The 14,579-nt window shown below is 36.1% G+C and carries 14 protein-coding genes; all 14 read left to right on the top strand.

Annotated features, from left to right (window positions below):
* The first annotated feature begins 6 nt into the window (after positions 1–6).
* The 14 genes from C4H12_RS05635 to C4H12_RS05565 all read left to right on the top strand — a co-directional run bounded on the left by C4H12_RS05635 (position 7) and on the right by C4H12_RS05565 (position 14,574).
* On the top strand, positions 7–1,146 hold the full coding sequence (locus tag C4H12_RS05635) for a hypothetical protein (RefSeq protein WP_106098046.1): 1,140 nt from the start codon (positions 7–9) through the stop codon (positions 1,144–1,146).
* Positions 1,147–1,175: 29 nt separating this feature from the next.
* Positions 1,176–1,694 (top strand): type VI secretion system TssO, encoded by a 519-nt coding sequence (gene tssO, locus C4H12_RS05630; protein WP_016421288.1) that lies wholly within the window; start codon positions 1,176–1,178, stop codon positions 1,692–1,694.
* 8 nt (positions 1,695–1,702) lie between these two features.
* Complete coding sequence (locus C4H12_RS05625; RefSeq protein WP_106098045.1) at positions 1,703–2,236, top strand: hypothetical protein; 534 nt, start codon at positions 1,703–1,705, stop codon at positions 2,234–2,236.
* An 8-nt stretch (positions 2,237–2,244) separates the two neighbouring features.
* Complete coding sequence (locus C4H12_RS05620; protein WP_106098044.1) at positions 2,245–2,943, top strand: hypothetical protein; 699 nt, start codon at positions 2,245–2,247, stop codon at positions 2,941–2,943.
* Positions 2,940–3,374: a GPW/gp25 family protein gene (locus C4H12_RS05615; protein WP_106098043.1), complete on the top strand. Its 435-nt coding sequence runs from the start codon at positions 2,940–2,942 to the stop codon at positions 3,372–3,374. Before C4H12_RS05620 ends, C4H12_RS05615 begins: the two co-directional genes overlap by 4 nt.
* A gap of 26 nt (positions 3,375–3,400) precedes the next feature.
* Positions 3,401–5,233: a type VI secretion system baseplate subunit TssF gene (locus C4H12_RS05610; RefSeq protein ID WP_106098042.1), complete on the top strand. Its 1,833-nt coding sequence runs from the start codon at positions 3,401–3,403 to the stop codon at positions 5,231–5,233.
* Between the two features lie 300 nt (positions 5,234–5,533).
* Positions 5,534–5,986 carry a hypothetical protein gene (locus tag C4H12_RS05605; protein WP_016421283.1) on the top strand — a complete coding sequence of 151 codons (453 nt, stop codon included), beginning with the start codon at positions 5,534–5,536 and terminating at the stop codon, positions 5,984–5,986.
* Positions 5,987–6,016: 30 nt separating this feature from the next.
* Positions 6,017–7,378: a DUF5458 family protein gene (locus C4H12_RS05600; RefSeq protein WP_016421282.1), complete on the top strand. Its 1,362-nt coding sequence runs from the start codon at positions 6,017–6,019 to the stop codon at positions 7,376–7,378.
* A gap of 160 nt (positions 7,379–7,538) precedes the next feature.
* Positions 7,539–7,925: a type VI secretion system tube protein TssD gene (gene tssD, locus C4H12_RS05595; RefSeq protein ID WP_009412188.1), complete on the top strand. Its 387-nt coding sequence runs from the start codon at positions 7,539–7,541 to the stop codon at positions 7,923–7,925.
* A gap of 43 nt (positions 7,926–7,968) precedes the next feature.
* Complete coding sequence (gene tssD, locus C4H12_RS05590; RefSeq protein ID WP_009744733.1) at positions 7,969–8,355, top strand: type VI secretion system tube protein TssD; 387 nt, start codon at positions 7,969–7,971, stop codon at positions 8,353–8,355.
* A 109-nt stretch (positions 8,356–8,464) separates the two neighbouring features.
* Entirely contained in the window at positions 8,465–8,854 is a 390-nt protein-coding gene (tssD, locus tag C4H12_RS05585; RefSeq protein WP_009412186.1) for a type VI secretion system tube protein TssD, read from the top strand.
* Between the two features lie 46 nt (positions 8,855–8,900).
* The gene (locus C4H12_RS05580) at positions 8,901–10,748 is read left to right on the top strand and encodes a type VI secretion system Vgr family protein (protein WP_106098041.1); all 1,848 of its coding nucleotides are present in this window, start codon (positions 8,901–8,903) and stop codon (positions 10,746–10,748) included.
* Between the two features lie 5 nt (positions 10,749–10,753).
* Complete coding sequence (locus tag C4H12_RS05570; protein ID WP_164997591.1) at positions 10,754–13,624, top strand: HET-C-related protein; 2,871 nt, start codon at positions 10,754–10,756, stop codon at positions 13,622–13,624.
* 14 nt (positions 13,625–13,638) lie between these two features.
* Positions 13,639–14,574 carry a hypothetical protein gene (locus C4H12_RS05565; protein ID WP_034544229.1) on the top strand — a complete coding sequence of 312 codons (936 nt, stop codon included), beginning with the start codon at positions 13,639–13,641 and terminating at the stop codon, positions 14,572–14,574.
* Positions 14,575–14,579: the final 5 nt, after the last annotated feature.

The raw sequence follows: 14,579 nt of genomic DNA, 5'->3' as shown, positions 1-14,579 counted from the left end.
AGAACAATGAACAATCTACTCACCCATTATCCTGTGAATTGGATAGACGGAATGAAGCTAAGCAGCAGGCATTTTACTGCTGTGCAGGACTTTGTTACCGACAGCATTAGAGATGCCATAGCCTTGCAAACCACAGACCTTAACTACGGCTTACAGCCAGTGGAAGGCGATGCGGTAAAGATGCACGTGCTGATGGATCACTACAATCAGCTGCAACTAACCCTTGAAGAATGCCACGCTGTTACTCCTAATGGAATACGTATACAAATCAGTGCCTCACAAGAAGGACAAACCTTAACGCTAAGCAAGGATATGACAGAGATGAAGGGTAATGCCACCTTCTTCGTGTTTATCACCGCTGAATTGTTTAAACCAACTCCTTACGGAGAGGCAGCGGCACAAGAATACCCACCGCGTATTCCTTTTTTGCGCCCTACCTACTCCCTTTACCTCTATACAGATGAAGAATTAAAGAATAAGGATTTGGGTGATGGTTACCTTATGATAGGTAGGGTGATTATGGACAATGGACAAGTGCGTTTGGACGATACCTATATACCCCCTTGCAGCTGTGTGATAGCACATCCTTCCTTACAAACCCTCTACCATCGCATTCGTAGCTTTTATGCTAAGATGGAGAACTATGCCATACAAATCTCACAAAAGATCCATATCAAAAAGCAGAATAACGAGCTATCAGCAATGATAGACAAGATAAATGAGCGTATGTTGGTGTTTTTAGGGCAGGAAATCAATCGTTTTGAACTGCTGTCGCCTTATAACCCACCTTGCGAATTACTGCTTTCAGTAACAGCCTTTGCACGTATTGTGAAGAACTTTACAGATGCTCATTCAGGCGCAGGCAAAGAGGAACTGCTGAACTATTTTTCTGAGTGGTGCAACCTTACCCAAGGTGCTTTTGAGCAGGTATTCAATACCCTTATCAACACCCACTACAACCACAACCATATCCGCAAGCATATCAAAGTAGCAGAAGAGTTTATGGACTTGATAGAAGACTTGTACAACAACCTAAGCCGCTTGGATTATATCGGTAAAAAACCTGATGGCGGTATATTTGTGGCTGAAACAACCAATGAAAATCAAGATATAGTAAGGCGTACCCGCAGCCTATTGGTAGATTAATTTGTTAAATAATTAAAGTTATAAATACTATGGAAATAGTCAATAAAGAACAACGCACAAAAGCCTATTGGTTTTTCGTCCTCTTTTTTGTCCTCACAGTTACCATTGTGGTGGTAGCGATGTTTGCCAATGTGCACTTCCCTTTTGAGGAAAACAAATTGCTTAAGGAGAAGAACGCCAAGTTGGAAAAGGATATCGCCATACAAAACCATTTCGCTGCTGATTTAGAGAAGGTAAAAGTCGCGATGGACTCCATTGGGGTATCCAATCTTAAAGACGATTTTTTCAATGAGAAATTAGCTTTTTCTATTTTGACAGATATGTATAAGCCTTTCTTGAAGAGTGATACACTGACCAATAAGAATATGTACAACAACACCATTCTTATTTGTAAGCAGTATATTGATGCTAAAAAGCACATCAAAAAACTTACTGCTGATAGGGTTTTGTTGGATAGCCTAAACGACATCAATCAGATCCTACAAGAGGAATACGATAAGATGAAAGTAGACTTAGAGGTTTGTAAGCAACTATATCAAAATCAGTAAGTAAGCCAATGCCACAGAGAACGTATATCGCTATAGCTTTTGCACTTTTAAGTTGGCTTACCACAAAAGCACAGTCCTTACCTTTGCCACAACCTAAGGTGATGGAACAGTGCGATGTCAGTCAACCTAAAACCAAATTAAACGGCTTGCCGTATGTAAATGTCCCTCCTATGTACCTGAGAGTGGACAATGAGGAGTACACTTACGCCGCTTTGCAATTAGGAAAGAGGAAGAATAGTATCTTCCTATTTTTGAATATACTTGCCCCTTCCACTTGTCTGAAAAAGGAAAAGATTGTAGATGTCTATTTTGAGTCAGGAGAGATGATAAGCCTTAAGAATCAGTATCCACTCAATTGTGATGGTTATTTTGTAAGACAACTAAGCCGCTCAGAGCTTAAAAAGATGCGTAATGATAAGATTACAAAGATTTTAGTGTATTCATTCCAAAAAGTGTACGAGTTCTATCTGGGAGAAGGTGGAGATAAAGAACTCAAAGAACACTTAAAATGCCTTTATTACTATCGTTTAACCACTAATTAAGAGCCGTTATGTCCTTTATGGAACTTGACCTAAATATCCGAATGAGTGAAAACCCGCTGGCATTAAACAAGAGCGATGCGGGTGAGGAGGTAGTGGTAGTACGTGAGGAAAGCAGATTTAAACAGCATACCATCAGTATGCTTATCTCAGATAAGGAAGCAGGCAGTGTGCAGCTCAATATAAACGGTACTTTATTAGAAGTGCCTACCTACAAACTCACTATAACCGATGATAAAACAGAAGAGATAAAGGTGTTTCAGATAACAAGGGATATTCCTCACTTTACAGAAGAAAAGCAGCATAAAAGCCTACTTTCGTTTATAGGCATCAAGCGTTTTGATACGACTTCCTATTTGTATGAGAATATCTGCTTTGAACCCGACAAGGACGGTATCACTGAATACACACTAAGCAAATACCGAAGGAAGACCGAAGACAGCCTCTCTTATACTTTTACTCACGAGGGACAAACTGTTCTCTTATATGCTGGTGATATTGAAAACTTTCAAAAGCCCAATGATGTGGATTACTTCTTTATCATTGTAGATACGCATGATGGACAGAGTTTTATCGGCGATATACACTACCGCGAGCAGCTACTCAAACTCACCCCCAAGGTACAATTGCAGCTTATCAAGCGCAAACAACTCACCAAAGAGATAGAGTACACCCAAAAGGGACAGATAAAAAAGAAAATATATTTATGATGATGAAAGGCACTTACTACAAAACCCCCATAGACTTCAAGGCACTGATAGAGAAGCGCGACCTTGCTAAGACCACGTTAGAGACCTCCATTGACCAGCAACTCTTCCTACTGGCTACCACAGCTTGGGGAGAGTGTAAGTTTGATGAAGGCTTTGGCATAGGCTTTTGGGAAGCAGACTTTGATATGCTTAAAAGTGATGCCAACCTAAAACTCTTGGTAAAAGAGAGTTTAAAAGAAGCTATACAGCGATACGAAAAACGTCTATTCGTGCAAGAGGTTGAAGTAGAGGTAACCAATCAAAACCTGAGTACCTTAGAAAAGACCCGTACAAAGAAGAAAGTAATAATCTATATCAAAGGATTTATAAGAGAGACTAACAACCCTTATGAGTATAGAACACACTTGTTTATAGCACCTTTGTCTTATTAATAAACACATCTAAAAATGAATTAAAGATGAATCAAGATAGAATAAGAGACCGCATATTAAGACGTGCCTCACGTATGTGGGGCTATAGTGAGAGCGAAACAGAAAACTCCTTTGACCCTTTGGTGGGACTACTGATTTCGGCTTGCGCCTCAGAACTTGAAAAACTCAGCTTTGAACAAGAAAACTCACGCGCAAGGATTATAGACCGCATTTTAGAGGTGATGTTCCCTGAAGAAGTTGCTGGGGCACTCCCTGCACATACAATCTTGCAAGTATACCCTTCCCAAAACAACAAGCCTATCTCATTATATAACAGCTTTGCAACAAAGAAAAGAGTTCAAGATATCTATAACCCTCAAGATACTAAAGAAATAGATATCACTTTTTTTCCAACGATTCCCTTAAAACTCACTACTGCCAAAGTAAAATATATCGCTTATGGCAATGAACTGATAGAACAAGAGAGCTTTTTCTTTGATGAGCAAATAGCCAAAGGAATAAAACCACTCCCAGTAGGTGAGCTATGGATTGGAATAGAAAATACCAATAATGAACCTTTGGAAGACCTTCAGTTTTTTATCAATGTGAACAACAATGAACATAAAGAACTCTTCTATCACTATTTAAAATTAGCTACTGTAAGTGCTCAAAACAAGAAGTTTACGCTACTCAATGGATACAATGTTGCAGATAAACACCTTGATTTAGAGCATATCATTACCAAAAATAATAACTCATTAACCTCTATATACAATGAGGTCAATCAATTCTATCAGCCTAATTTCTATACCCTTAAAGGTGTATTAGAACCTATTAATTCAGATAGAGATGAAGAAGTGGTATCTCAGTTATATAGTCATTTTCCTAATATAGAAGAGCAGATCAAGGAAAACATTCAGTGGATTAAATTAGTGTTCTCCACGGTAGTACACTCAGAGGTTTTTCGCAGTGTCCGCTTTATGCTCAATTGTGTGCCTGTCATCAACATAGAACACAGAAAATTCTCACAAATACTCAAAGGAAGTCTTAATATATTTCCATTACCCACAGAGCATCACTTTTTGGATATTGATTATATTATTGATAGCTACCAGAATAGAATTGACTTAAAAAACCACCAAAGCAAAGAGCAAGATACCGTTGCAGTGGTCAGACGAGGAGGAGTTGCCCGACTTGACAACAGAGAGGCAACCGAGCTATTGCAATACCTTTTAGAGGTTATAAAAAATGAAGCTGCAGCCTTTGCTGCTGTTGGAGGCGATTACACTAAGGATGTGCTAAAAGAGATTTTTCAGCATATAGCCTCTTTGGAGCAGAGAAAAGATAAACAAGGTATCGTAAAGGATAACAATACATATCTTATCATTTCCACTACTAAGAGCGAAGAGCAAAATAACTGTGAGGTAGCTTTCTGGCATACCTCAGGAGCGGAAGGCAATGGACTAAGAGCAGGAACAAAATGTAGCCCACCTACTCAAACTTCTTATTTTACAGCACCTGCTACTATCCTAAAAACCTCAGTAGGCGGTAGAAATAGACTCACTTCTGAGGAAAAACTCTTAGAGCTAAGAAGTGCCTTGCTCTCACGCGGTAGGATAGTAACCATCGCGGATATAGAAGCTTTTGGGATGAGCCATTTTAAGAGTGCTATAACCGCCATTGAGGTAACAAAAGGCACTAAGAAAGAAGTATCTACTACCCAAGGCTTTAGCCGTACTATAGACATCTACCTTACAAAGAGTGATACTGTAAAGAATATGGAGAGAGAAGAATGGGACTACCTTAAAGAGAGTTTTATGCTAAAGCTAAAAAACGCCTCTGCTAATATGTACCCCTATCGACTTTTTGAGAGGGGGTAAGAACTCTCCCCTCACCCAATAGCTTATATGCACACTATATAAACACTATGTATGTAAATTCCGTATATAAGATGTATATAGGTTTGCGAGTTATCTACTTTTGATGGTGGAATATCACAAAAAAACTCACGAATCTGTTAAAGTTTTGTTAAACTTGATAAAAGCTCTTGTGTGTTAAATAATATTGCGTAGTTTTGCACCGAGATGCATCTATAGATTTATCCATTCTTGGATTTGAATGGGAAAGTAGGTGCGAAGAAGCGTAATAAAGAAACAATATTAACTTAATACATAAATACTATGGCAGTTAGCAGTAAAGGTATAGGCGGAAATGAAGTCCCCTTAGATGCCAATGAGGCAATTGCAGACATTCCTCAGAATAGAACCCTGATAGCACAAAAGCTAACAGCAGATGACCCCATCAAGCCAGAGCTGGTAGAAGGGCTTACTACTGTTGAAAAAGTGTTTGAACATTTTAAGCCACACGTAAATATAGATTTTGAGGATGCCCAAGGGGCAATGAAGAAAGAAACGCTTTCTTTTGCTAATCTGGGAGATTTCGGAGTAAAAGGCATTACAGCGCAAAGTAGCTTTCTTACAGGTTTAGAGACAGAAAAAGACCAATTGCAGAAAATTGTCAAGCAACTCAAGAGCAATAAAGTGCTCAAGGCAGCTTTAGAAGACCCTGAAGCCAAGGCGGCGCTGCTCAGTACCTTGCAGGGACTAATTGGTGAATTAGAAGAAAAGAAATAGTTTAGTGATTAATTTAATATATTAGAAACAATGGCAGATAATGCAGCTAAACAAACACAAGGTGCTCCCTTAGCGCAACAAGGGAAACCTGTTTCAATAGAAAAATCCATTGAGGCTTTAGCACGCTATGGCGGATTTGACCTTTTAGAGAGTTCTATTGAGAATATCCAAAATGTAAATCCTGAGCGCAAAGCGCGTAGAAATATCTTTTTATCAGAGGCTAACAAAGCCAAAGAGCGCGAGACCTTGAAAAAAACTTTAGAGTTATGGCTCAATGTACTTAGCGATAATGAAACAATCACTGATATGGTTGCCTCTTGTGAGGATCAGAAAAAAGCCTCTGAGGAATTACTCACAAAGAACTTGGCTTATGCTGTAGACGCCACCAAAGAATTAGAAGCTAACTATCGTACAGTAGCCCTATTCTATAAAAACACCGAAGAAGATAAGGTTAAGAATGTAACGATTGTCAATGCTACTCTTGACCAGTTAAAAGATTTAGACAACACCCGTTTTATTGATGCTGTCCACGCAGAACTTACTGATAATTACGATAGATTAGACCTTAAAAACAACTACTCTATCTTGGTTATACCAGGTTACTTAGGTTCTAATGCAGTACTTGAGAAATGGGCTAAAATAGCACATAGCAATAAGGTAATGCTCGTTACCGACTTCCAACACTTGGATGAACCAGATGATGTAATGGAAATGTTTGACGAGGCAAACCACACAGGAGGAGATGTATACCGCTCTAATGTACTGATGACTTGTAATTGGCTTGTAGGTCGTGGGCGTTTTGAAGAAATAGAAGAAGCAGATGATTTATTTGTACCCCCTTCAGCAGCTTTGGCTGGTAAGATTTACAAGACATTGATGTCTCAGGTAACAGCGGGTAAGAAATTTGGGGGTATCAATGAAGTAGAAGGGGTGAAGTTTGACCTTAAGAAGAGTGAGATCGCGAACTTAGAGAGTTTGGGACTTATCCCGATGGTCAATGAATACGGCAAGGTAATGGCATTTTCAGCCAAAACCTTATTCAATGGGGATAATATAGGTTTGCAGACCTACTCAGTGGTACGTGTGTTTGATTATGTAACCAAAGTACTAATGGATTTCTTGAACAGACGCGCTTTTGAGAACTATTCCTCAGTAACCCGTAAGGAGATTATGGGACAGATAGTTCGCTTTTTAGATAGCATCACAGGTCCTTATAAGCTGATTGAAAAGTTTGAAATCAAGCGATTTGAGCAAGATGCTATACAAAAAGACAAAATCCATTTGGATATTCATATGACCCCCTACTTCCCAGCAAAGAACTTCCTCATTAAGATGGATGGACAAAAGGGTGATGATGGCAACGAGTGGGATGTAGAATATGCACAGAATTAAAGAAGAATCAAAAATATATAATATACATAATTATTGTAATTAAGATGATAAATTAAGAAAAGCCAATTGAAAATTAATAGAGAGTAAGGAGAGAAAGAAGGCAAAATATATTTTCCATAGTTGGTAGTATTAAGTATTTAAATTTTAAAATATATTTAACATGGCATTTAAAGCAAAATTAGTGGTTGCGGGTAAAGAGCGCAACATTCTTTCCGTAGACTACGGAATGTTACAGGAAACCGATGCGTCAGGCAGACCATCAAGTATCTCAAGAGGTGGAAAGATCCACATCACTGTGGAAAGTACAGGGGATACCGACCTCTTTGAGTGGATGACCAATTCTTTTGAAAGAAAGGATGGGAGTATCGTCTTCTTAAAACGAGACAGTGAGGCAACTTTAAAAGAGTTGAAGTTTAAAGAGGCTTATATTGTTAAGTACCAAGAAGATTTTGATGCTACAGGAAATCAACCTCTTAAAGAAACCTTTACGCTTTCAGCTAAAGAGATTGAGCTTGGCACAGGCAAACACGTCAACGAGTGGGTGTAGCATTAGGTAATTTATTTTATTAACTCTTTAATTTTCTAAAATTATGGCTTTTAAGGCAAAATTAAAAGTAGCAGGCAAGGAGTTTAACATCCTTAAAGTGAGCTACGCGTTGTTCCAAGAGACAGACGCAACAGGAAGACCGTCAAGTGTTGCCCGAGGAGGTAAGATTGACATAGAGATTGAAGGCACTGAGTCGCCTGAGTTTTTTGAGTGGATGGTTAATTCGTTTGAGAGAAAAGACGGCAGTATCGTCTTCTTAAAACGAGATAGCGAGGCAACGCTTAAAGAACTCAAATTTACTGAGGGGTATTTGGTAAAGCACAGAGAGAACTTTGAGGCTTCAGGACAAAAACCTCTGACGGAATCCTTCACAATCTCTGCTCGTAAGATAGAGATGGGTACAGGTGCGTTTGAGAACGAATGGGTTTAGAAGTATAGAGAGCAGGTGTGAGCAGTTCATACCTGCTCTTTCTACAAGTATACAATAAATAAAGATACAAAGTATTAATAGAACAACTCAAAAATAAAAAGATTAGATTATGTCGTTTCTTGCAAAATTAGAATTAGATGATAAGACTTACAATGTTTTGGAGTGTGAATACGATTTCACTCAAAATATTGATGAAACAGGTAAACCCAAGGGAATGCCTTATGGTGGTGAAATATCCATTAGAGTAGAGAGTACAGGAACACCTGAACTGCTCAATTGGATGTTAGACCACAACCAAACTAAAGATGGTAAAATTATTTTTTACCGTAGAGATGCTATGAGTAAGCTCCAAGAAGTGCTTTTCAAAAAAGCTTTTTGTATTAAATACAAAGAACATTTTGATGCGCAAGGTACTGAGCCTTTGCAGATAGAAATACGACTCATCGCACAAGGATTTGATGTAGGTGGGGTAGCTCACAATAAGATGTGGAGAGGATAAAGCTATTTTAAATTACTAATACTAATATCTTAAAGAGCATTTTTTTATGGAGTTAAAAGATTTCAAATTAAAAAGTTTTACAGAGTTTCTTAATGATAAGACCAATCCTGTGGTTTATTGTCTGCTCAGTTCCAATGGCAAAGATTTCTTAGCCAAAGAAAGCTATAAAGTAGAGCTACACCAATACAATTGCCAGCACGATACCTTTACCATTGAAACCCCAGAGGACTCGTTTGATAAGTTCCACGAATACATTATGGAGCACTCTCGCGATCTGCTTGGCGATCCTCTTACCATTAAGTTTTATCAGTATGGCAAGGTAGTACAACACTTCTCGGGAATTATCACTAAGATTCATTGTAAACGAAAGACAGGAGGCGGCTATGGCACGCTCTATATCTCAGGCAATGCACCAAGCATTCTCTTAGATAGCGGTAAGGAATGTCAATCTTATGAGAATAAAACACTACAAGAAATCGTTGCAGCGGCTACCCAGGAGTATGATGAGTCCGCAAAAGTGGATACCTCAGCAGGGGTGAATACCACAAGGACGCTTCCTTATACGGTACAATACCAAGAGTCTGACTACGACTTTATTTGTCGTTTGGCTAAGTATTACGGAGAATACTTTTATTATGATGGCAGTAAACTTATTTTTGGCAATAAACTCCAAGAGACCATTGAATTAGGTGAGAACCTGAACCTGATTGATGAAGAGTTCTTCTTAGAGGTAAAACCACAGGATTTTCAGTATATAAACTATAATATACATCAAGGAACATCTGAAAATAATGACTCACGAGATGCTGCTAATGAGTATAAGAATAACCCTATACAAACTGATGCAAAGAATGCTTCTAAAAAAATCTATAAAAAGATCCCTCAAAAATATCACTCGGCTACTTCATTAGAGCAATCAAGTATAGATTTAGAGGATGTAGTACGCTTAGAGAAAGACAAACGCGAATTGTTGCTCAAAGTAAAAGGACAAAGCCGTGACCCGCGTCTCAGGATGAATACCTTTGCGTGTCTTACTGATATTAATGCACGTGCAATGGAGACTTATAGGGTGGTAAAAATATCACATTATCACAGTGGTATGGAGTATTACAATTCCTTTGAGGGTATCCCGATGATGCGTACGCCTGCTGATTTTGATGAGAATGCTTTTCCTCGCAGTGAGCAGCAACCAGCAATTGTAAAAGACAACAACGATCCTTTAGGAATAGGACGTGTACGCGTGCAATTCTTATGGCAGGCAAAACGCAATGAAATGACCCCTTGGATACGTGTAGTGCAACCTTATACAGGAGGTGGTAAAGGTTTTTATTTTATCCCTGAAATAGGTGAAGAGGTAATGATAGATTTTGAAGGAGGCAATGCCGAACGTCCGTTTGTGCTTGGAGCGCATTATAATGGTGAGGCAAAGAGTGGGTATCACAATGCTGATAACCGTGTAAAGGCAATTCACACCAAAAGTGGACATAAGCTCATCTTTACTGAAGATGAGAGTATCCTGCTTACTGACAAGAATGGCAATGTGATTAAGTTAGATACTCAAGGAAAAAACATTGAGATTTCTGCTCCTGAGACAATTAATATCACTGCTAAGAACATCAACTTAAAAGCAAGTGATAGCATTGATTTAGATGCCAGTGTAAATATCACCGAAACGGCTGGAAAGGCTAAGAGAAGTGATATTTGTGGGGATATGTTTGTATATGTGAATGGTGCTTTAACTGAGGTGATTGAGGGTGATTTGCATAGTGAAACAAAAAAAGGGAAAACTATGCTAAATAGTGGAGAAGGAATTGAAACTATTTCTGAGAAAAACATAAAAAGAAATGCAAAAGAACAGATAAAGACCAATAGCGGAGAAAAGTCAAAACTATAATAACTATGAGCAGAACAAGAATTGTAAAAGGCAAAACAACTGAAATCATTGGAGGAGATTATAGTATATATTCATTAAATGGAGATATAGTAGAAAAATCTCAAAAATTGATCATTGAAGATAGTCCAGAGATAATTTATGGGAAGTACGAAAAGTATACTACTACTTTTTCTAAATTAAAGAGAAGTAATTATAAGTTAGAAAGTTCTTTTGCTTTAGAACAACTTTTTTATTTTGCGGGAAAAGATAGTATGATAATGTTTTATTTTTTAATGGTTGATATTTTTGGAAGAGATATACCAATAGAGGCATATGAACAATTGTATAAGGATGCAAGTGATAAAAAGAGTAGTATAAATCCACAAATTATTGTGGTTGAAAAATTACCAGGCTCTTTTATGGCAGCATACTATATGGGAGAAAATGAAGATTTTAAAAACAAAATTCTTGTCTCAGAGTATTTTATAGATTTTGCCCTAAAAAACAATGAGAAAAGTCAAATGTTAATGCTTGCTCTTGTTGAAGAGTTTGGGCACCATCTTGATTATCTATTGCGTTATAAATACTCTTCTATAGGTGGAGATGCTATAGGTGATGAAGGAGCCAAATATACTTCCACTGCTAATAAGACATATAATAAGTTTTTTATTGATCCTTTTGAAAAAAAAGAACAACCTTATGCAAGACTGACAATAAAAGGAAAGATAAAACAACTTGTTTGGGATTTTTCTGATATTCATTTAGCTTTGAAAGAATATGTTGATAATCGTATAGAACTTGATGATAATGATTATGCTGATTATGAGTTTTTTTCAGCAGGAAAAGGAAATTCTATACATGGATTTGGACATAGATATATCGAAAACAAAGCATTTGAATCTATTAAATGGGAAGAGGAGAATGAGGAAACCTTAGTTAAAGATCAAATCTATTTAGGGAATTGGTTACGAGATTATTCCCAATTTGTAGATCCTATGGTTATTAGACCAATGGCAAACATTTTAGCTTCTGATATTTCACAATTTGATTACAAAAAAATTTCAGAAAAACTTAAAAATCTATTTGATGAAAATAAACTTAGAAAAGGAAATAACAATTGTGGATGTGATATAAAGGTAAAAAAGAGTATACCAACTGACTTCGAATTTTCTTTGTTTCCCCCTAATTTTTCTATAACAAAATGGGATGAAATAAAATTAAATCCAGTCAAGTTCAGTAGAGCTACTATAACAAACTTAGTAGGTTATCTAGCTCTGAAAGAATTTGGGGAAATAAAAATTAAAGAAGATGAAAAAGGGAATAAAAAACCCTCTAATTATTTTAAATATATAGAAAAATTTAGAAGTCGTTTCATTTATATAACTCCTGAAATTTTAGGAGTTTATCGACCTGAAGAACATATAGATAATCCTTATGCTTTAATAAGAAAATCAGGAGAAAAGAATGTTAATAATAAGTTAGATTGTGATTTTGTTAAAGACCCTATTGATGCTCAATGGGATAAAAATAAAACTCATGGAACAAGAAAATATATCCGTACTGATAATGAAAAAGATGAAGATATCTTTCCATTTCCAACATCTTTTAAATGTTTCAAAGATTTTATTAATAAATCTGATCCTAACAGCGTTATAGGAAGAATTAATTTTGGTGCTGCATTACATATCTTAGAAGATTATTACGCACATAGTAATTTCTGTGAATTAGCTGTTATGAAGGTATATGATCCTAAAGTTTATCCTTGGGATAATCCTAGTATGACTTCTTTAAAAAAAACAAAAAATTCCAAATTAAAGAAAGGAGAAAAAATTAATTATTCTAACTACTATATACAAACAGGTAGTTTTAATAGATTAGATACTATAGCAAGCATTTTACCTAAATTAAATGAGCATTTTTTCTCAGTTACTATTAAAGATGAAAAAGAGATAGAGAAAGGAGAAAGAACTTGGAAAGATGCTTTCATCTATGAAATACTAAAAGATATATCTTCTGCACAAGATACTGACGCATCAGAAAGTAATCCTAACTATAAAGGGAAAAAGAATGATTCATATACAAAAATATATGATAAATATTTGTGTATTAGAGATGCTTATGTTGAAAAACGTGATTTTGGTTTTTTTGGAAAACATTCTTATAAAGATATTTTGGAAATCTTTGGTATTTTTAACTTTTTAGAAGATTATATCCGAATAGCTAAAAATGCTCTAACTCATTTTTTAATTCTTTCAGCAACTAGTTTAATTGATGACTATCAGACTTTTTTATATTCAGAATTACTAAAAATAGAAGATGAAGAACATCCATTTTGGAAATTAAATGAATATGGACCTTCTCATACACAATTAGCAAAAGATAGTGGACTACAGCCTCTGCATGGATTAGCTATTGAATGTGCAACAGAAGCTGTTACAAAAGTTTTAAAAATTTTTCTTGATAAGAAAAAAACACTTGAAGATAAGAAAACAGAAATAATTAATATAGTAGGAGAGTATATGCAACATCCAATATATACAGATTCAATGGATGATATTGTATTAAAATGGTGTGAAAAGAATGAGTTTAAATTATCATTAACACATGAGCCTAGTATTCTTTTATGGGGAATTAAAACTTCTATAGATGAAATAGAATCTTTCTCAAATAAAATAATAGAGACAAAAGGTATAAAGAATGTGAATATCAGTAAGATAAATGACATTGTAAATAATATAAAATTTTTGAAAAATATGGAACTAAATGCTGATGAGTATTTTTCTATAAAAAATAATGCAGATGGAATAATTTTCTTAAGAAACAAACTTAAAGTATTATGGAAAAAAAATAATATGGATTCTAATCTATTAAATACAAAAGTCCATCATAATCATTAAAATTATATTGTAATATGAGAAATATTATATACCTATTTTCTATTCTATCTGTTAGTTGCCAACAATTTACAGGATATTCATCTAACAGTCCTAATATTGATACACTCAGTACTAAAAACTACACTTCTGATACAGGAAATCACTTCCGTGTGGAAGAAGATACTATATTGTACTACAACGGGAAGCAGTTCCTTTTAACAAACTCAATACAGGAGTTGATAGGAATCATCAATGTACCTTATAGAAAAGAAGAAATGATTGAAAACACCTCTATTTCAAAGCGTTGGTATTGGAAAAAAGGAGCTCTGGCTTATTGGTATAGTGAAGATGATGGTGGTATTCGTTTTTTCAAGAGTAAAGAAGACTACGAGAATGTAGATATAAGCGCCACCGAATACTCCTCAGAAAAAGAGATGATAAGAGCACAAGGAATGTATGATAGCCTGTATGTGAAGGAATACCCAGAGAAAGTGCTATCTACTTTTTATATATGGGATGAATTAGGCTTTAATATTTCTACACGAGGTACAAGCGATACTATTGCAAGAATTTGTATATTCCCTCTACCTATGCGAGCCATAAGGAGTCCTTTTAGCAAAAATAAACCTAATAGCCAGCCAAAAGCCATAGCAGCAGAGAAAAAGGACTATGAAGATTACACAAGAAGTCTTCCCAAAGGTGCTTTTAAAGGAAAAATCACTTATAATGGAAATACTTGTGATTTCTCACAACTAAAAGCAACTGATTGGGATAAAATGGTAAAACAATTGGGGCTTGAAGGTGCATACTATGATGACCCTGGTGATTCAAAACAATGGAGTAGGAGGAATAGATCTTACGAAGTTCATATTACCTTTAATCGTATGACTAATGAAGGATCTATCGATTACCGCTCTCCTGATGAGGTTGGTAGTATAGATTTTGTGGAGAAAATCATTATATCTAAGTAACAGTA

Source organism: Capnocytophaga sp. oral taxon 878 (assembly GCF_002999135.1).
GTDB lineage: Bacteria > Bacteroidota > Bacteroidia > Flavobacteriales > Flavobacteriaceae > Capnocytophaga.
The sequence above is the reverse complement of the archived record's forward strand: the minus strand, read 5'-3'. Positions and strand labels throughout refer to the sequence as shown.

Coding starts and splice junctions, on each gene's coding strand:
- C4H12_RS05635 (WP_106098046.1), top strand. CDS start 7: ATGAACAATCTACTCACCCATTATCCTGTGAATTGGATAGACGGAATG.
- tssO (WP_016421288.1), top strand. CDS start 1,176: ATGGAAATAGTCAATAAAGAACAACGCACAAAAGCCTATTGGTTTTTC.
- C4H12_RS05625 (WP_106098045.1), top strand. CDS start 1,703: ATGCCACAGAGAACGTATATCGCTATAGCTTTTGCACTTTTAAGTTGG.
- C4H12_RS05620 (WP_106098044.1), top strand. CDS start 2,245: ATGTCCTTTATGGAACTTGACCTAAATATCCGAATGAGTGAAAACCCG.
- C4H12_RS05615 (WP_106098043.1), top strand. CDS start 2,940: ATGATGATGAAAGGCACTTACTACAAAACCCCCATAGACTTCAAGGCA.
- C4H12_RS05610 (WP_106098042.1), top strand. CDS start 3,401: ATGAATCAAGATAGAATAAGAGACCGCATATTAAGACGTGCCTCACGT.
- C4H12_RS05605 (WP_016421283.1), top strand. CDS start 5,534: ATGGCAGTTAGCAGTAAAGGTATAGGCGGAAATGAAGTCCCCTTAGAT.
- C4H12_RS05600 (WP_016421282.1), top strand. CDS start 6,017: ATGGCAGATAATGCAGCTAAACAAACACAAGGTGCTCCCTTAGCGCAA.
- tssD (WP_009412188.1), top strand. CDS start 7,539: ATGGCATTTAAAGCAAAATTAGTGGTTGCGGGTAAAGAGCGCAACATT.
- tssD (WP_009744733.1), top strand. CDS start 7,969: ATGGCTTTTAAGGCAAAATTAAAAGTAGCAGGCAAGGAGTTTAACATC.
- tssD (WP_009412186.1), top strand. CDS start 8,465: ATGTCGTTTCTTGCAAAATTAGAATTAGATGATAAGACTTACAATGTT.
- C4H12_RS05580 (WP_106098041.1), top strand. CDS start 8,901: ATGGAGTTAAAAGATTTCAAATTAAAAAGTTTTACAGAGTTTCTTAAT.
- C4H12_RS05570 (WP_164997591.1), top strand. CDS start 10,754: ATGAGCAGAACAAGAATTGTAAAAGGCAAAACAACTGAAATCATTGGA.
- C4H12_RS05565 (WP_034544229.1), top strand. CDS start 13,639: ATGAGAAATATTATATACCTATTTTCTATTCTATCTGTTAGTTGCCAA.